The following is an 18,568-nucleotide window of genomic DNA, read 5'->3' as shown; positions in this document are numbered from 1 at the left end:
AGAATACTGTCAATCGCTTCTTACGTATTCAGATGTTTTATGCGCAGCTGCCCGCAGGCCGCCTGGATTTTACTGCCCATTTCATGGCGCAGCGTAACTGACAAGCCATGATGCTGCAGCGTTTCTACAAAATCCCGCATGGCCTTCTGACCCGGCCGGTATAATCCTACATCATAATTATCATTGATAGGGATTGCATTAATCAATATATTTTTCCCGCCCAGGAGCTCAATCAGTTTCCGGGCACAGTTTGGATTACAATTGACGTCTTTGATCAGGATATATTCAAAAGTAACCTTCCGTCCTGTTTCCTGGAAATAATGATCCGCTGCCTCCAGTACCTGTTTCAAGGGGTATCTTTCTGCAATAGGCATGATTTTCCGGCGAAGTTCATCCGTCGGCGCATGGAGAGACACGGCCAGAGTAATCGGCATGTCTTCGGCTGCCAGGTCGTACATACGGGGAACGATGCCCGATGTCGAAAGAGTCATATTGCGGTATCCCAGATAGAACGTATTTTTTTCATGAATGAGGCGCATGAATTTAATGACGGCATCATAGTTGAGAAGGGGCTCACCGGTTCCCATGAGTACGATGGAATGGAGATCTGACGTTACATATTTCCGGAATGCCAGGAGCTGGGATATCATTTCCCCAGTCGTCAGATTCCGGACAAATCCGTTTTTGGCCGAGGCACAGAAAGCACAGTTTACGGCACACCCCACCTGGGATGACAGACAGATGGAATTCCCATAGGGATGACGCATGAGCACGGTTTCTACTGTATGGCCATCAAAAAGGCACAGCAGCAGTTTGACCGTTCCATCCGGTGCTTCCAGCCGGGATACGACTTCCGGAATATAGAGCGGTGCTTTCTCCTGAAGATAGTCCCGGTCTTTTTGCGGAAGCAGGCGCATATCCTGCCACTTCCATATATTTTCCTTATACAGATAATGAAAAATCTGGCTGGCCCGGAACGGCTTCATGCCATTATCTTCCAAAAAATGACGCAATTCTTGTTCAGTCATGCTCAAAATATCAGTCACGATGTCCTTCCTTTCTCAGACGGGCAATAAAGAATCCATCGAGTTCATCCTTCTGTGGCAGGAGCTGGATAAAAGGGCCAGGCTGGCTGAGTCCGCAGAGGTTTCCCAAATTCTCGGCCTTAAACTCCTGATGAGCCTGCAGAAACTGCTGGATGACCTGACTGTTTTCCCCATCGTTCATCGTACAGGTACTGTATACGAGAACACCGCCGGGGCGGACACAGGCAGCGGCACTTTCCAGAATGCGGCTCTGAAGTACAGGCAGTTTTTGTAAATCCTCTGCCCGTTTCCGCCAGCGCAAATCCAGCTTGCGGCGCAGGACACCCAGACCGGAACAGGGAGCATCTACCAGTACCCGGTCCGCTTTTTCCCTATACTTGTCTCCAATGGTACAGGCATCCTGCAGCAATGTCCGCACATTCGTAAGATGCAGTGCGCGTGCATTGCTTTCGATGAGTTTCAGCTTATGTTCGTAAATATCACAGCCATAGACGGTCGTATCGGGGCCGGCAAGAGCTGCTATATGGGTCGTCTTGCCACCGGGCGCCGCACAGACATCAAAAATGACTTCATGGGGCTGCGGATCCAGTGCGTGAGCGACGAGCTGGGACGGCTCGTCCTGTATCAAAGCCAGTCCATCGTGGATTTCCTGCAAAGACTGTATGCCCGGATTATCCTTGAGATAAATGCCTTCCGGTGAAAACGAAGCCGCCACGGCCTGCAATCCCCGCTTCGAAAGCTGCTGCAGCAGTTCATCACGGCTGATACGCTGTGTATTCGTCCGCAGACACAGGTCAGGAATGGAATCAAAGTACTGACAAATACGTACCGTGTCATCTGTACCATAATCATGAATCCATTTCTTTACCAGCCATACGGGCTGATGATAGGTCAGAGACAGATGAAGCGGTGCATTTTCAGAAAGATCCGGAATCTGGAATTCTAAGCGGCGGCGTATGCTGTTCCGTAACAGGGCATTGACAAAGCCGGCCATGCCGCGGTTGCCAAAGCGCCGTGCCATCTTGACGGCTTCGTTGCAGGCCGCCGATTCGGGAATCTTTGACATACGGAAAATCTGATACAACCCCATGCGCAGGATAACCAGGCAAACCGGGTCGAGCTTATTGATCGTACGGGAACTCAGTTTTCCAATGATCCAGTCCAGATAATTCAGACAGCGGACGGTCCCATAGACCAGTTCCGTATAAAAGCGGCGGTCCCTGTCATTCATATCTCCTTTCTGAATCGTGCGGGAGACGACGATATTACTATATCCGTCATCTTTGCATATAGTGAGTAAACTGTGAAAAGCTGTTTCGCGTACGTTCATAATTCTCTCCTGTCAGTCGTTCTAAAAACCGGCACAATGCCGATACATCTACATGGGTATTAAAACATGGTCCATAAGGCCTTTCATTTAAGAGGCCTAAAACAGGTAAGGGAAGGACATCTTCCATACCGCTGATGAGGTCCCGTTCGCAGGCAATAGCCACGATGGCCTTTGGGCGCAGTGCACAGACGAGCTGTCTGGCCTGCGTACCGCCTGAGGCAACGGCCAGATGGGCGCCAGATCTGCGGGAAAGGTCAAGCAGACTCCCAATCGTACAATGGCCGCATTGCCGGCAATTATCTACACGGCGCGTTATTTTGTGGGGACATTGATCCCATTGCAGACAATGAGGCGCCAGAACCAATATACGTTCTGCCGGGATATGCAGATTTTGTTTCAACACAAGTCCGTTCAGAAACTGTATATACGAGCGGGCCAGAACATGTTTCCGCTGTTTCGTCCCGGCCAGATGGCGCATCATGGGATACAGAAATCTAATATATTGCATGACGATCCGCCGAACCGGTGCCGGCTGTTTCCACGATGTAAAGACCAGAAGCAGAAGCAGCGGGAACGGCAGTAAAAATCCCCATACGAGGAGTCCAAAGACGAGATTTACTGCCATGGCCGGCAAATAATAAGCCAGTCCAGGCCTCATCACCGTCCATAGCAGCCATAAACAGAGGGCTGTCGCGACGGCTGCCAATGCGGCATAGACTAGAAAAAAAGTCGTCCCCTTGTCCATATAACGCATCTCTCCTTACAACATGGTGCCAGCAGTCAGATGGCAGCCTTGCAGGAACTGGGCCGTCGCCATCCGTTTACGGCTTTCCGGCTGCACTTCCCGTATGCACAGGGCATCGCGTCCGGTCTGCACGGTAATAGATGTCTTTGTGACCTCAATGATCGTGCCCGGTTCCGCTTCCGTCCCCGGTACGACGTCGGCTGCCCATATTTTCAGGCGGTGTCCTTCGTGAAGGACATAGGCGCCAGGATGGGGATCCAGCGTCCGTATGAGCCGTTCAATGACGACAGCCGGCTGGGAAAAATCAATCTGAGTCATTTCTTTCGTAATCTTGGCGGTATAGGTCGCCTTAGATTCGTCCTGGCTCTGTGCCGCCGCTTCATAGGCGGGCAGGTCTCTTAGTACCGGAATCAGCGTTTCCGCACCGATAACAGACAGTTTATCAAACAGAGTACCGGTCGTTTCCTTGGCATCGAGGACTATTTCTGATTTTTTCAGCACCTTCCCCGTATCCATGCCTTCATCGAGCATCATGATCGTAACGCCGCTGGTCCGGACGCCATCTTTAATAGCATACTGGATAGGCGCTGCCCCTCTATATGCCGGCAGCAGAGAACCATGCACGTTCAGACAGCCATACCGGGGAATGTCGAGAATCGCCTTGGGAAGGATTTTGCCATACGCAATGACGACGATGACATCGGGCTGAAGATCTGCCAGCGCCGCAATGACATCGGGATCCTTCAGGGACTGCGGCTGAAACACGGGAATCCCCAGTTTTTCAGCGCATTCTTTGACAGGCGAAGACGATACTTTCTTACCACGTCCCCGCTGCTTGTCCGGCTGTGTGTAGACAGCCTGGATGGTAAACCCGGCAGCGTGAATCGCTTTCAGCGACGGGACGGAAAAATCGGGTGTACCCATAAAAACAATACGTAATGATTCCATTATTCTTCTACTTTCCGCAAATTCGTTGCTTTTTCAATAAACAGTGTTCCTACGAGATGATCCATTTCATGCTGGAAAATCCGGGCCAGGAATCCTTCCGGTTCATACACGATGACTTTGCCATGGCGATTCAGGGCCCTCACCTTGATGCGCTGGCTACGCTTTACATCGCCATAATACCCGGGAACGCTGAGGCAGCCTTCGGGGCCATCCTGCAATTCTTCTGATGCTTCCAGTAATTCCGGGTTGATGAGTTCGATGAGGCCGTTCCCGTCGTCGAGAACAATCATCTGCAAAGACTTGCCAATCTGTGGAGCCGCCAGCCCTACGCCTTCTGCTTCATACATGGTTTCCGCCATGTCATTGAGTAACCGTTTTGTATTTTTAGTAATAGTCTTGACCGGAGATGCCGTTTCTTTTAAAATCGGAGCACCCGCTTTGACAATTTTTAATAGTGCCATAATACCCACCTCAATAGATAATAAAAATGCAAGTATGTTGCTGATAAAAAACATTCGTATTCATTATAACAGTTTTCTTTTGAAAGGAACAGGCTTTTCAGCCCATGCTGTCTACATCGAGAATGACTCCGGGACGCCAGAATTCCCGCTGCGCGCGGATAAAGTCTTTGACGGCCGTCAGATCCGGGCCTTTTAATAGAATAACAATGCGGTATTTATTCCGTACTTTCTTGATTATATCGACGAAGGGCCCGATGACGGCCGTATCACTGCCGCTTTCCGTATGCCAGTTCTGCAGCAAAAGAGCCAGCGTATTGCCTGTATCCCATAGGGCCTTTTCATTTTCATCAGTAATGACGATTTTCAATATCTGATGAAATGGCGGATACAACAGTTCCTTCCGGTATTGTATTTCCTGTGCATAAAAGGCTGCATAATCCTGCCGCTCTGCACATTGGATAACGTAATGTTCCGGTGCATAGGTCTGCATGACGACCCGTCCGGGAATCGTACCGCGCCCGGCACGGCCGGCAGCCTGGGTCAGCAGCTGGAAGGTCCGTTCCCCAGCCCAGTAAGCCGGCAGGTTGAGCAGGCTGTCCGCAGCCAGTATCCCCACGGCGCTGACATCGGCAAAGTCATGCCCCTTGGCGACCATCTGGGTCCCCAGTAAAATATCGTATTCATGACGGCGGAATGCCTCGATGATGTGATCACCACTGTTTTTGCGTGTCGTCGTATCCTGATCCAGGCGGACGATCCGGGCATGGGGAAATTGTTCACGAAGCTGTTCTTCTACTTTTTCCGTCCCCGTCCCAAAAAATTTGATATATTTGCTGCCACATTCCGGACACCGCAGAGGAACCGGCTTTTCCGCATCACAATAATGGCATCGCAGCTGATCTTGTTGTTTGTGATACACCATAGCGACATCACAGGTGTCACATTTGACAACATAGCCGCATTTACGGCACATGACGAAAGTAGAAAAGCCACGGCGGTTCAACAAGATGATCGCCTGCTGTTTCTGCTGTAGTGTTTCCTGCAAAAGATCTGTCATGGCATCTGATAGCACATGGCGGTTTCCACGGGCCAATTCTTCCCGCATATCGACGACCTGTACAGACGGCAGAGGCCGGTTAAGCACACGCTGCGTTAATTCCAGAAGGACGTACTGACCAGTCTGTGTCCGGTAATAATCGGCAATAGACGGCGTCGCGCTGCCTAAGAGGACAGGACAGCCGTAATAAGAAGCCCGTCTGCGTGCCACTTCTACGGCATGATAACGGGGAGCCTCTTCCTGTTTGTAAGAGCTGTCGTGCTCTTCATCGACGATGACCAGTCCCAGAGAACGGACTGCCGTAAAGACAGCCGAACGGGCGCCGATACAGATATGACTTTCCCCATTTGCCATACGCAGCCAGTTATTCCGCCGCTCCCCCTTGGACAGCTGACTGTGCATAACGACGACATCATTGCCGAAGCGGCGGATGAAACGGCGTACAATCTGTCCGGTCAGGGCGATTTCCGGAACGAGGACGAGAACCTGTCCTCCTTTTTGCAGCACGTCTTCGGTCAGCTGCATGTACACTTCCGTCTTACCACTGCCTGTAACGCCGTGAAGGACATAGGTGCGGCCGCCTGCATCATTCCGTACGGCATCAACGGCCCGCTGCTGTTCTTCTGTGAGCCTGAAAGGAACATCTCCTTCGAGTGGATGCGTCAGGTCCACCGTATGGCTCAGCTTTTCTTTCATCGTAGCACAACCGCTCTGACACAGGTGCAGCAGAACATCCCGCGAATAGCCCTTCCCGATCCAGTACGAGAAAGGGGCAGTCCGGATTTGTTTCAGCTGCGCCAGTAAAGCGGCCTGACGGGGACGCCGCTTCAGGATGCCCGTCGTATCATCAGACTGGAAAACCAGCCATTTTTCCATTTTATCGGCAATCTGATTCTGGAGATAATCCTCCTGGTCCAGCTGATGCTGTCTGACCATCTCCTCGACGCAATCGGCGGAAAATTGACGGCACACCTGCTTTTTTTCCGCCTTTCCGCGTACGTCCACATAGGCCGCTACGGCTCTTTCTTCTTCTGTTACAGGGAGCACAGGACCAGTCTTAAGGTATACGCGCCGGATAATTCCCTTTTTTTCTATCATGAAAAGCCGCAGCGCATCAGCCAGTCCACATAAGTAATACTGGCTGATCCATACGGCCGTCTGAATCATTTCTTCCTGGAACCCGGCCTGCGATGACAACAGGGCCAGGATGGGTTTCAGCTGATACTGCCGGTCACTGTCCCGTTCTTCCCGTACAGCCAGCACGATTCCCTCTTCCCGCCGTGGGCCGAACGGGACGAGGACACGGGAACCGATACGTACGGAAAGACCATCGGGAATCGTATAGGAAAAAGTCTGTTGTACTTGTTTGGCCGTTATATTGATAATAATATCGGCTACCATATGGGTACACTCCTTTCCATATCTGCCCATCTTTCCAGAATCAGCGGATAAACTGGCTGAACACATAATTTCCATAAGCCAGCCCCAGACTAGTGAGACGGCAGCCGCCTTCTTTCCGTTCCAACAATCCCTGTCTCACCAGTTTATCAACAACCTTGCCAAAGACGGATTCCATTGGGACACCAAACCGGCGGGCAAAGTCATCGTATGCAATGCCATCGCGCATACGCAGTGCGAGGAAACAGTAGTCTTCCTGGGCCCGATTCACATCTATAACGACGGATTCCGCCAGGACAGACTGTCTTCCGGCATTGCGGATATACTGAGGAATGTTGGATATATGGGCAGACCGCACATGTCCATCAAAGGAATGGGCCGAAACGCCGAATCCCAGGTACGGCACATACGTCCAGTACTTGACATTATGCCGGGACCGCCGTCCCGGACGGGCATAACTGGAAATCTCATAATGATCGAAGCCGTATCTTTTAAAAGCCTGATGTACCACGGATGCCATTTCCTCCACCTGATCATCCGGTGGTAATGATACCATACCGGTGGTTACATCATGATAGAGACACGTCCCGGGTTCCAGAATGAGACTGTATACGGAAGCATGGCATAGAGGAAGCCGTAAAAGCTGTGACAGGTCATCGGCTGCCATCTGCACAGTCTGTCCGGGAAGGCCATACATCAAATCGGCAGACAGATTATCAAATCCCGCCCAGGCCGCATTCTCCACCGCTTCGACGGCCTGGCGGGATGAGTGGATCCGTCCCAGAGAGCGCAAAAGCTGTGGCTGAAAACTCTGGACACCAATGCTCAGCCGGTTAATGCCCAACTCATGAAGGCTTTTCAAGTACTCTCTGCCGAGACTATCCGGATTGCCCTCCAAGGTAATCTCTGCATGGGAATCGACGGCAAAATGCTGTGTCACAGCCTGCAGAATTGATGCAATCTGGGGTATTTTCAAAAGTGACGGTGTGCCACCGCCAAAATAAATCGTATCGACAGCAAGGCCCTCCCGGGGGGAAGTGCTGATTTCCCGGCAGAGGGCCTCCGTATAAGCCGGTATATACGATTCTACGCCGCCATAAGAAGGAAAATCGCAATACCGGCACTTATGACGGCAGAACGGAATATGGATATACAGACCAATCATTATTTTTCATCTACCTGTAATACGGCCATAAAGGCTTCCTGAGGGATTTCTACACTGCCAACCTGCTTCATGCGCTTCTTCCCTTCTTTCTGTTTTTCCAGAAGTTTGCGCTTACGGGAAATGTCCCCGCCATAGCATTTGGCCAGTACGTCTTTGCGCAGAGCCGCCACGTTTTCCCGGGCAATAATCTTATTGCCGATAGCCGCCTGGATAGGAATCTGGAAGAGCTGCCGCGGGATGAGGCTGCGGAGCTTTTCTACCAGAGCCCTGCCACGACGGGCTGCAAATTCTTTATGCACGATGACGCTCAGTGCATCGACTACTTCCCCGTTGATCAGGATATCCATTTTGACCATGGGCGATGCCTGATAGCCATTGAGTTCATAATCCAGCGAAGCATATCCCCGTGTCGAAGACTTCAGCGTGTCAAAATAGTCATACAATATTTCACACAACGGCAGATTGTACACAACGGAAACCCGTGTTTCATCAAGATAATCCATGGTCAGATACTGACCCCGCCGGTTCTGGGAAATTTCCATAACCGTCCCTACCATATCTTTCGGGATGATGATGGTCGTCTTGACAAAGGGTTCTTCAATATGATCGATTTTCGTCATATCCGGCATAAGGGACGGATTATCGACAGCGACCATCGTGCCATCTGTGCAGTACACATGATAGATAACAGACGGAGCTGTCGTAATCAGAGATAATCCGTATTCCCGTTCCAGCCGTTCCTTGACGACATCCATGTGGAGGAGTCCCAGGAAGCCACAGCGGAAGCCGAAGCCCAGAGCCGTCGATGTTTCCGGTTCAAATAACAGGGCCGCATCATTGAGGTGCAGCTTTTCCAATGCATCGCGCAGATTGTCATAATCATTGGTTTCCACCGGATAGAGGCCGCAATACACCATAGGTGTCGCCTTGCGGTATCCCGGCAGCGGTTCCGATGCCGGACAATCTGCCAGCGTGACCGTATCACCGACACGACAGTCGCGGACATTTTTCATGCTCGCCGCCAGATAACCGACGCTGCCACATTCAAGAGAGGCCACGGAGTGCATCTGGGGAATGAAGACACCCGTTTCTGTCACTTCAAATTCCATGCCGCTGGACATCATGCGGATCCGGTCCCCAGTTTTGAGACTGCCTTCCATAATGCGGATGTTGGCAATGGCTCCTTTATAGGAATCGAAATGAGAATCGAAAATCAGGGCCCGCAGCGGCTTATCCGGTGCATCTTCCGGTGCGGGGATCCGCTGTACGATAGCTTCCAGCACCTTATCGACACCGAATCCAGTCTTGGCGCTGACTTCGATAGCATCACTGGCATCGAGGCCGATGACATCTTCTATTTCCTTTCGAACCCGTTCAGGATCTGCACTGGGAAGGTCGATTTTATTGATGATTGGGATGATTTCCAGGTCATGTTCCAGAGCCAGATACACGTTAGCCAGAGTCTGCGCTTCTACGCCCTGCGTCGCATCGACGATCAGGAGAGCCCCGTCGCAGGCCGCCAGACTGCGGGATACTTCATAATTGAAATCGACATGCCCCGGTGTGTCAATGAGATTCAGGGTATACTGATGGCCATCTTGGGCATCATAAATCAGCCGGGCCGACTGGGCCTTGATGGTTATGCCCCGTTCCCGTTCCAGGTCCATCGTATCGAGGAGCTGGTCTTCCATTTCCCTTTTGGATACTGTACCGGTCATTTCCAGCAGCCGGTCTGCCAGCGTCGATTTACCATGGTCAATATGTGCAATAATAGAAAAATTACGGATATATTTAGTTGCCACGTTCATTACTCCTCTAGCATTAAATAATGACACCACCGCCAAGAACCCGTTTCCCCGATTCCCGGTCATACAATACTAGTGCCTGTCCAGCCGTTACAGCCCGCTGCGGCGTGTCAAATACGACGCGCATAGCATCCTTGCCGGGGTACACCATGCAAGGAGATTCCTTGGCCGCGTAACGTATCTTTCCTAATGCTGCAAACGGCCCTTCCGGCCGTCCTTCCACCCATGAGAGGTCCCGGGCCATAACTTCCGTACGGAATAAATCTGCTTCCGAACCGACGATGACCTGATTGCGTTTCACATCGAGTGCGACAACATAATACGGACCTCCGGGACCGCCCAGATGCAGGCCGCGGCGCTGGCCGATGGTATAACAGGGGATTCCCTGATGACGGCCGACCACATGACCGCGGATATCGACAAAATTTCCGGGTTTAAAACATTTTGGGACCCGTTTTTTTAAGAAACCTTTATAATCATTATCAGGGATAAAACATATATCCTGACTTTCCGGTTTATTAAAAACAGGCAGGCCAAATTTTTTTGCCAGTTCCCGCGTCTGTACTTTCTCCAGTTCCGCCATGGGAAATAAAATATGGGGCAGCAAATCCTGTGTCAGCTGATACAGGACGTATGACTGGTCTTTCCGCCGGTCCGTCCCCCGCAGCAGTTCATAGACACCGCGTTGTTCATTATGCCTGATACGGGCATAATGGCCCGTCGCCAGATACTGGGCGCCAAATTGCTGAGCCTGCTGCCATAACAGGCCAAATTTAATGAATTTATTACAGGCAATGCAGGGATTGGGAGTCTGCCCTTTTACATAGGACTGGACAAAATAATCAATGACATCGTCACGGAATAACTTCCTGTAATCCAAGGTATAATGGGGAATGCCAATGACAGAAGCCACTGCTTTGGCATCATCAACGGCAGATAAAGAACAGCAGGAATGGACATTTTCGACTGCCGGACAGGACGGATCCTCTTCCCATAAACGCAGCGTAATGCCAATGACATCATAGCCCTGTTCCTTTAAGAGCGCTGCCGTTACAGAACTATCTACTCCACCGCTCATAGCAACGGCGACACATTTCGTCATAATCTTTCTCCTTTTCTAAGAGATCTGGTAATATCCTGAATCGCTTGTATCACCGTATAAATCTCTTCTGTTGTATTTTCCGGACCAAAGGACATGCGGATACTGCTGCGGAGCCATTTCTCACCGACGCCCATAGCCATCAGTACATGGGAAGGTTCAACTGCCCCGGCTTCACATGCTGATCCTGCTGACACAGCAATGCCCTGCCGGTCCAGGGCGATCAGAAGAACCGGGCTTTCCATGCCGTCTACACTAAAATCTATAATATTAGGCAAAGACTGGGACAAGCTGCCATTCAGGCGCAATAAGTCATTGCCGTCGATAAGGCCGTGGTAAACCAGGTCTTTGACTATACGGACTTTTCTAATTCGTTCCGGCCGTTCCTTTTCCAGAAGAGCCGCCGCCATGCCAAATCCGACGATTCCGGCTACATTTTCCGTTCCTGCACGCAGACGATGTTCCTGTGGTCCTCCATAAGCCTCAGAAGCCAGCTGCAGCCCTTTGCGGATATATAGAGCTCCTATGCCTTTAGGACCGTATATTTTGTGGCTGCAGACGGTTAGCAGATCTATGCCATCTTCTATAGGATGTACGGGAAGGTAACCAAAGGCCTGGACGGCATCGACATGAAATACGATTCCGCATTCTCTGGCTATAGCTCCCAGTTCCTGTACAGGCTGAATCGTGCCAGTCTCATTATTGGCATACATGATGGAAATGAGGACCGTATCGGGACGGATTGCCTGCCGTAACGCTTCAGGAGAGACACGGCCGTCGCAATCCACTGGAAGTATCGTCAGTGCATATCCTTCACGTTCCAGCGCCCTGAACGTATTCAAAACGGCCTGGTGCTCCACAGCTGACGTAATCAGGTGCCCGCCCTGGGGATAATTGGCCCGCAGATAGCCCCGTATGGCCAGATTATCCGCTTCCGTACCGCCACTGGTAAATACAATATCACCAGAGGCCACTCCCAGACAATGGGCAAGCTGCTGCCGTGCCTGTTGCACAGCCGCACGGGCCTGCTGCCCAAAATAATGCAGACTGGACGGATTCCCATATTGGTTTGTCAGATACGGCATCATGGCCTCCAGCACCCTCCGATCCAGAGGGGTAGCCGCTGCATGATCCAGATAAATACGTTCCATCATTGCGTCAACTCCATTTTAAGCCTATTTTATATAATACCATATATAGATACGTGTTGCCAGTAAAAATATAGCAAGAACCTGCGTATCCGGTCTTGAAATAATTTTTAATTCGTGATATTATATGAAAGTACGTTATATGACATGCGCCTATAGCTCAGGGGATAGAGCACCGGTCTCCGGAACCGGGTGCGAAGGTTCGAATCCTTCTAGGCGCACCACTAACAAGTAAGCGGTTTCTCAATGATGAGGAACCGCTTACTTGTTACTTTGCCGCTTATTATTTTCCATAATATATACTGTGAGTCTAAAAGTAACTCCGTCCTGCCCGGCGTACACCTATACCGGGCGCACAAAAAAACCGCTGTCCCGTCAGGCAACAGCGGTTTTTTACTTTATACAATCAGATCAGATTGGCAATGAAGCTGAAAGACATCAATGCAGCTACGGCAATCAGCAGTTTTACGTTCGTATTCATCTGTTTCACCATCCTAAAGAACACGACAATCAAGGCAATTATATATTAAAGAAGATTAGCAACAAAACTAAAAGACATCAGTGCTCCAACAGCAATCAGCAATTTTACATTTGCACTCATGATGGTCATCCTCCTGAATAATCTTGAATAAATTATCATTATATATAAATAATAACATATCTCGATAAGGTGTTCCATTCCCTATCTGCCATTATAATACTGCTTTCATTTTTTAAAATCAAGAGGGAAATACCGGTCTTACAGCTTCTCTTTTCTAGTAGAAATTTACCATAAATCTCCTTATTTATCTGCTTTATCACCTATTTTTACTTTGCCTTTATTTTTTTAAGTATAAGCCTAATCCGTGAACATAACCGTAATTTTATAAAATAAGTATAAACTTATAAATATAACCTAACAGGATTTCCCAACGATAAACAGAACACGTTGCTGAAACGTAAAGAGATTTAGCAGTTGTAAAACAGCCGCAAAAAACGTAAAATAAAAGATGTAGAAAAACGTTTATCGTAAAGGAGGTGCCTGAAGCCGTGTACAATACTAACGTATCGGTTCCACCGCCAAATACAAAAAGTGCAGAAGACTACATGCGAATGATCAAGATCAATCCATTTTCCCTGCAGCACATTCCCAATCCTACAGAAGAAATGAAATTGACCGCTCTGCGCGAAAACGGACTGGTTCTGGAGTTTATTGACAATCCGACAAAAGAAATGCAACTGACTGCTTTAAAAAATACAGCAAAAGCCATCCAGTTCATTCCCAATGCCCCTAAAGAATTATTGAAACAAGCCGTTCACAAAAGCTGGACAAACCTGGCATACATCAAACATCCGCCGGAATGGCTCATCATGGAAGCCATCCAGCAGTCAGGATGGGCTATCCAGTATGCAGAAAACCCCAGTGAAGAATTGCAGCTCGCTGCCATACGGCAAAATTACGATGCCATCCGCTACATCAAACATCCGACGCCTCACGTCCAGGCAGCGGCGGCCGCCATTAACTACACCGCCCTGCGTTATATAGACAAACCTTCCTTCGAAGCGCAGTGCATTGCCATTGCCAATAATGAACAGGCAATCCGTTTATTTGTCGATACGGATAAAGAAACACTGCTTACATTTTTAAAAATCAATATTCTGGTCATCCGCTATCTGCCCCGCAACCGGCTCATCAGCAATGACGACCTGAAAAGTGTCCTGAAAGAAACATTATCCCAGGAAGATGTGCCGGAAAAATATGTACGGGATTTCATTGGCTGCCGGCGCATCGAAACAGACTATGGCTGGAGTCCAATCGATAAATTATTATTCGTCTACCAATATGGGAGCCGGAAAGCCAAACAGGTTACGGTCGATGAAAAATTAAAGATTCAATAAAAGATTCCCCACGTGCCACAGGAAAATCAGCTATTTCTTCTTTACCATTTGCCGGTCATCATTTATTATTGTATTATTATATAGTAGTATTAAGATATAATTTTTATATCGTATAATATTGTTTTATTAGATTTTTATTAGATTTTACAGAGATAGGATGGAATATTCATGAATTATAATGACACACTGCAAAGTGTAAAACTCGTTTTAGCCGCTCAGGCGGTTCCACTTCTCATCGGGGAAACAGGGATTGGCAAGACAGCCCTGGCTACGGATCTGGCGGCAGAAAACGGATGGACACTCATCGATATTGATGGCAATATTTTAAAGGAAGGCGAAATCGGCGGCCTGCCTACCGTCGAAAACCGTACGACCGTCTATGCCATTCATCACAAACTGAAAGAAATCGATGAAGCTCTGGCTGAAGGAAAAACAGTTCTCCTCTTCATCGACGAAATCAACCGCTGCGAACACGCCGTACAACAGGAACTGATGAACCTCATACTCAATCATGAAATCAATGGATACCACCTTGACGAAAGCGTACGTATCATCGCCGCCATGAACCCCACGGATACCTATGATTATCAGACTGTAGAAATGGATGATGCCCAGAAAAACCGTTTTGTCTGGCTGTATATGGAACCGGATTACATGCAGTGGCTGGACTGGGCTGCCACTAAGGGAATCGAACCGCGGGTCATGGAATTTATTTCCACCTTCCCCGACTATCTGTCACAGCGCAATGAAGACGATATCAATGCGACACCGCGCAGTTACGAACGGATTTCCGATATTTACCGTATTTATGCCAAACATCCTGAATCCTATACAAGGAACGTATTTTTCAATGTAATCCGCGGTAATGTAGGAAAGGTCATTGCCGAAGAATTCGTCAACTTCATCGAATCCGACGCCCAGCCGCTCGTGTCATACGCCGATGTGTTTTCCAGTCCGTCCATGACCGCAGAAACAATCAAAAAGATCGAGAACGAATCCCACACCCGGCTGTATCTGGCAGCCAAAAATATCCTGCGCCAGCTTGACAGCAAGCTCATAGAAGGTGCCATCGATCCCAATCAGGCAATCGAACGGCTGGTGACATTCCTGCACTATTATCCGGTCGATCTCATGATAGGCGTAATGAAAGATATCCGCAATAACACGAAAGAAGTCGGAAAATACGCCCTGAAGAATGACCATTTTATTGATGCTTATTTTAAAACCTATGAAGCAATCGGGTGATTGTATTGGATAAACAACTCCGTACCGAGGCCATACTCCTCGACCAAAAACTGAACCAATGGGCCGATAATGAAATGCGCCTTTCCGATAAGGCCTGCCGGGCAAAAGACTTACCGGCAGACTTTGTGCGGGAATTCTTCGAATTTGTCAGCAAAATCAGTTTGAAACTGCTCGATGACAAAGATAATTTCTATGGATACTTCTTTTTCCAGATGGGAAAAGAAATCCGCCTCAATATCGGTTCGGCCACGGCGACGAATTTCAAGGGAGCAAAGTATGTCATGTATTTCAATCCCTTCATCTTCCTGCCTTTGACCATCGAACAGATGGGAAACTGCATCCGCCATGAAATCCTGCACATCGTCTTCCAACACCTGCAACGTGCCAAAGACCTTCAGGATCATTACAGCAAGCTGGCCCTGAACCTGGCCATGGATATCGTCGTCAACACTTACCTGCGTCCCCTTCCCGATGATGCGGCAACGCTCGACTGGGTCAATCTGCAGTACCACCTCTATCTTACGCCGTTCGGAACTCTGGAAGATTATGTACAGGAAATACAGGAAGCCATTGATAAACGGGAAAAGACGACGACTATCACCGATGAGGATAATACGGCTGATACAGATATCCTGACCAAATTCGACCCTCTGCGCACTCATGATGTCTGGAATGAATCAGACACGATCGATGCCCAGCTTCTGGGACGATTCACAGAAAAATATGTCGATTCCGCAAGCCGGGGCAAATTGTCGGATCATATTGCCAATGCCATTGCCCAGATCAAGGACAGCAATCATACTCTTCCCTGGCACTTCTATTTAAAGAAACTCGCCGGTACGGTAGCCAGCGGCAATAAAAAAACGACGGCCCGCCGCAACCGCCGTCAGCCGGAACGACTGGACCTGCGGGGCCAGCTGCGCAACTATAAGGCAAAGATATATATTGCCCTCGATATCAGCGGCAGTATCAGTGATGATGAATTCAAACAGGCAATGGAAGAAGTCTTCCAGATTGTACGGGAATATAAGACAGAAATCACTATCATACAATGTGACGACCACATCCGCAAAGTATATACCGTCCGGACAATCAAAGACCTGCAGGCCCGTCCTGCCGGGCGGGGTGGTACCTGTTATGCACCGGTCATCGAATACGCTAATAAACATAAAATAGACCTTCTTCTCTATTTCACCGATGGAAAAGGAGAAGACAAGCTGCGTACCATTCCATCAGGCTACAAGATACTCTGGCTCATTGGCGGCAACGGGGATGAATTGTCTCTCGACAACCCCTATGGCATTGTCAAACGGCTTCATCAGCTGGAAGAAGAAAACTCGGCTGCAGAATTTTTCTTCGTCGAAAAAGGCGGATATTCCATGAATAATCAGGAAGGAATCAGCCTGAATTTCTAAATGCAGACCTTTGCAGAGTTTGTGAAATTTATCTCAATTAGTACATATTGACATATATCGTTTATTATACAATGTATTCTCGAACGCGTTCGTAAATACATATTTTAAATATGATAGGTAATTGTGTATTCTGTTTAGGAAATATTGGAGAATAAATATGAGTATTTGGTATAGAATTCCTTCAATTTTTACTTGCAAATCCATGTGAAAAAATGTACTATATACACATAGAGATTGTGAAATTTAGAACTCAGCTTTTTCATTCAGAAAGAGAGCTCCATCACAATCCCCAAGCACCAGGATATAAATAGTGTCTATGTGGCAGATATTACATCTACTAACAGATATACTATTTTATTTGTACTCAGAAAGGGTGGTTTTTCAATGAAAAATGTAGTCATCGTAAGTGCAGCTCGTACTCCTATCGGCAGCTTCAACGGCCAGTTCAAAGACGTAACAGCTGTCCAGCTCGGTATCGTTGCTGTTAAAGCTGCTATCGAACGTGCTAAAGTTCCTGTAGATCAGATTGATGAAGTTATCATGGGTCATGTTCTGACAGCTGGCTGCGGCGAAAACACAGCCCGCCAGGTAGCTCTCCATTCCGGTATTCCTCAGGAAGTTCCTGCATTTACTATCAATAAACTGTGCGGGTCCGGCCTTCGTGCTGTATCCCTCGGCGCTCAGCAGATTGAACTCGGCGACGCTGACTGCGTAATCGTCGGCGGTATGGAATCCATGTCCAACGCTCCGTATGTTATCGCAAAAGCACGCCGTGGCTATCGTATGGGCAATGGTGTCCTCGAAGATACGATGCTCCGTGATGGCCTGGTTTGCACAGAAAATGGCTACCACATGGGCGTAACGGCAGAAAACATCGCATCCCGCTTTGGCGTAACCCGTCAGCAGCAGGATGAATGCGCTTACAATTCCCAGATGCGTGCTGCCAAAGCCCAGGCTGAAGGCAAATTCGATGCTCAGATCGCTCCTGTAACGATCCACAACCGCAAAAAAGGCGATATCGTCATTACGAAGGATGAACATATCCGTCCGGAAACCACACTGGAAGGCCTCGCTAAATTAAAACCGGCTTTCACAAAAGACGGCACAGTTACAGCTGGTAACGCTTCCGGTATCAACGATGCTGCTTGCGCACTGGTTCTCATGAGCAAGAAAAAAGCCGAAGAACTCGGTATCAAACCGATTGCTGAAATCCTCGACTGGGCTTCAGCAGGTGTTGAACCGGCTATCATGGGTACTGGTCCTATCCCGGCCTGCCATAAACTGTTCAAGAAAACCGGCCTCAAAATGGAAGACTTCGAACTGGTTGAATTGAACGAAGCTTTCGCAGCTCAGGCTGTATATTGCTGCCAGCAGCTCGGCGCTGACATGAGCAAAACAAACATCTATGGTTCCGGTATCTCCCTCGGTCACCCCGTAGGCTGCTCCGGTGCCCGTATCCTCACGACTCTGCTCTATGCATTGGCAGAACCGGGCCGCAATGGTTCCCGTTATGGCCTCGCTTCCCTGTGCATCGGCGGTGGCCAGGGTACAGCCGTAGCAATTAAAATGTGCGACTAATTCCGACTAGATGGTCTTAAAAAAGACAGTCACTTTATAGTGGCTGTCTTTTTTTTGAAATTTTTTCAATAACACTGCCAAAAATACCCAGGCTATCGATTTTAAAAAATTATCATACTATTTTATTTTTTTATCGAAAAACCATTTAATTTTCATAGTAAACATGCTACAATGTACTAGCTATAAAAACGGGCTATATTTTTACCATACTATGACAAGGGAGACGGCCTGATACGACACGTCTCCGGCC

At 48.7% G+C, this 18,568-nt stretch carries 14 protein-coding genes and 1 tRNA gene; 5 read left to right on the top strand and 10 right to left on the bottom strand.

From position 1 onward, the window contains the following. Positions 1-20 precede the first annotated feature (20 nt). The 10 genes from rlmN to B4H10_RS02195 all read right to left on the bottom strand — a co-directional run bounded on the left by rlmN (position 21) and on the right by B4H10_RS02195 (position 12,208). The gene (rlmN, locus tag B4H10_RS02240; RefSeq protein WP_292018100.1) at positions 21-1,046 is read right to left on the bottom strand and encodes a 23S rRNA (adenine(2503)-C(2))-methyltransferase RlmN; all 1,026 of its coding nucleotides are present in this window, start codon (positions 1,044-1,046) and stop codon (positions 21-23) included. Further along, on the bottom strand, positions 1,039-2,376 hold the full coding sequence (gene rsmB, locus B4H10_RS02235) for a 16S rRNA (cytosine(967)-C(5))-methyltransferase RsmB (protein ID WP_075581111.1): 1,338 nt from the start codon (positions 2,374-2,376) through the stop codon (positions 1,039-1,041). The genes rlmN and rsmB overlap by 8 nt, the downstream gene beginning before the upstream one ends. Then, entirely contained in the window at positions 2,324-3,121 is a 798-nt protein-coding gene (locus B4H10_RS02230; RefSeq protein ID WP_292018099.1) for a DUF116 domain-containing protein, read from the bottom strand. The genes rsmB and B4H10_RS02230 overlap by 53 nt, the downstream gene beginning before the upstream one ends. Before the next feature lie 15 nt (positions 3,122-3,136). Beyond that, positions 3,137-4,069 carry a methionyl-tRNA formyltransferase gene (gene fmt / locus B4H10_RS02225; protein ID WP_292017458.1) on the bottom strand — a complete coding sequence of 311 codons (933 nt, stop codon included), beginning with the start codon at positions 4,067-4,069 and terminating at the stop codon, positions 3,137-3,139. Continuing rightward, a complete protein-coding gene (gene def / locus B4H10_RS02220; protein WP_059075879.1) occupies positions 4,069-4,530 on the bottom strand; it encodes a peptide deformylase in 462 nt (153 codons plus the stop codon). The genes fmt and def overlap by 1 nt, the downstream gene beginning before the upstream one ends. A gap of 97 nt (positions 4,531-4,627) precedes the next feature. Further along, on the bottom strand, positions 4,628-6,988 hold the full coding sequence (gene priA / locus B4H10_RS02215) for a primosomal protein N' (RefSeq protein WP_292018098.1): 2,361 nt from the start codon (positions 6,986-6,988) through the stop codon (positions 4,628-4,630). Between the two features lie 40 nt (positions 6,989-7,028). After that, entirely contained in the window at positions 7,029-8,150 is a 1,122-nt protein-coding gene (gene hemW / locus B4H10_RS02210; RefSeq protein ID WP_292018097.1) for a radical SAM family heme chaperone HemW, read from the bottom strand. Beyond that, a complete protein-coding gene (gene lepA, locus B4H10_RS02205) occupies positions 8,150-9,952 on the bottom strand; it encodes a translation elongation factor 4 (protein ID WP_292018096.1) in 1,803 nt (600 codons plus the stop codon). Before lepA ends, hemW begins: the two co-directional genes overlap by 1 nt. Positions 9,953-9,971: 19 nt before the next feature. Beyond that, on the bottom strand, positions 9,972-11,057 hold the full coding sequence (gene mnmA, locus B4H10_RS02200) for a tRNA 2-thiouridine(34) synthase MnmA (protein ID WP_292018095.1): 1,086 nt from the start codon (positions 11,055-11,057) through the stop codon (positions 9,972-9,974). After that, on the bottom strand, positions 11,054-12,208 hold the full coding sequence (locus B4H10_RS02195; RefSeq protein WP_292018094.1) for a cysteine desulfurase family protein: 1,155 nt from the start codon (positions 12,206-12,208) through the stop codon (positions 11,054-11,056). The genes mnmA and B4H10_RS02195 overlap by 4 nt, the downstream gene beginning before the upstream one ends. A 143-nt stretch (positions 12,209-12,351) precedes the next feature. Here B4H10_RS02195 and B4H10_RS02190 point away from each other — a divergent pair. From B4H10_RS02190 to B4H10_RS02170, 5 genes are all read left to right on the top strand, one after another. After that, positions 12,352-12,426, top strand: a tRNA-Arg gene (locus tag B4H10_RS02190). A gap of 805 nt (positions 12,427-13,231) precedes the next feature. Beyond that, complete coding sequence (locus B4H10_RS02185; RefSeq protein ID WP_236699635.1) at positions 13,232-14,080, top strand: DUF4116 domain-containing protein; 849 nt, start codon at positions 13,232-13,234, stop codon at positions 14,078-14,080. A gap of 168 nt (positions 14,081-14,248) precedes the next feature. After that, positions 14,249-15,325 (top strand): AAA family ATPase, encoded by a 1,077-nt coding sequence (locus tag B4H10_RS02180; protein WP_059075874.1) that lies wholly within the window; start codon positions 14,249-14,251, stop codon positions 15,323-15,325. Beyond that, positions 15,322-16,740 carry a VWA-like domain-containing protein gene (locus tag B4H10_RS02175; protein ID WP_292018093.1) on the top strand — a complete coding sequence of 473 codons (1,419 nt, stop codon included), beginning with the start codon at positions 15,322-15,324 and terminating at the stop codon, positions 16,738-16,740. The genes B4H10_RS02180 and B4H10_RS02175 overlap by 4 nt, the downstream gene beginning before the upstream one ends. Before the next feature lie 384 nt (positions 16,741-17,124). Continuing rightward, complete coding sequence (locus B4H10_RS02170; protein ID WP_059075873.1) at positions 17,125-18,318, top strand: acetyl-CoA C-acetyltransferase; 1,194 nt, start codon at positions 17,125-17,127, stop codon at positions 18,316-18,318. Positions 18,319-18,568 lie beyond the last annotated feature (250 nt).

Source organism: Megasphaera sp. UBA4382, from assembly GCF_002391155.1.
In the GTDB taxonomy this organism is placed as follows: domain Bacteria; phylum Bacillota; class Negativicutes; order Veillonellales; family Megasphaeraceae; genus Megasphaera; species Megasphaera hexanoica.
The sequence above is the reverse complement of the archived record's forward strand: the minus strand, read 5'-3'. Positions and strand labels throughout refer to the sequence as shown.

Coding starts and splice junctions, on each gene's coding strand:
- rsmB (WP_075581111.1), bottom strand. CDS start 2,376: ATGAACGTACGCGAAACAGCTTTTCACAGTTTACTCACTATATGCAAA.
- B4H10_RS02230 (WP_292018099.1), bottom strand. CDS start 3,121: ATGGACAAGGGGACGACTTTTTTTCTAGTCTATGCCGCATTGGCAGCC.
- fmt (WP_292017458.1), bottom strand. CDS start 4,069: ATGGAATCATTACGTATTGTTTTTATGGGTACACCCGATTTTTCCGTC.
- def (WP_059075879.1), bottom strand. CDS start 4,530: ATGGCACTATTAAAAATTGTCAAAGCGGGTGCTCCGATTTTAAAAGAA.
- priA (WP_292018098.1), bottom strand. CDS start 6,988: ATGGTAGCCGATATTATTATCAATATAACGGCCAAACAAGTACAACAG.
- hemW (WP_292018097.1), bottom strand. CDS start 8,150: ATGATTGGTCTGTATATCCATATTCCGTTCTGCCGTCATAAGTGCCGG.
- mnmA (WP_292018095.1), bottom strand. CDS start 11,057: ATGACGAAATGTGTCGCCGTTGCTATGAGCGGTGGAGTAGATAGTTCT.
- B4H10_RS02195 (WP_292018094.1), bottom strand. CDS start 12,208: ATGATGGAACGTATTTATCTGGATCATGCAGCGGCTACCCCTCTGGAT.
- B4H10_RS02180 (WP_059075874.1), top strand. CDS start 14,249: ATGAATTATAATGACACACTGCAAAGTGTAAAACTCGTTTTAGCCGCT.
- B4H10_RS02170 (WP_059075873.1), top strand. CDS start 17,125: ATGAAAAATGTAGTCATCGTAAGTGCAGCTCGTACTCCTATCGGCAGC.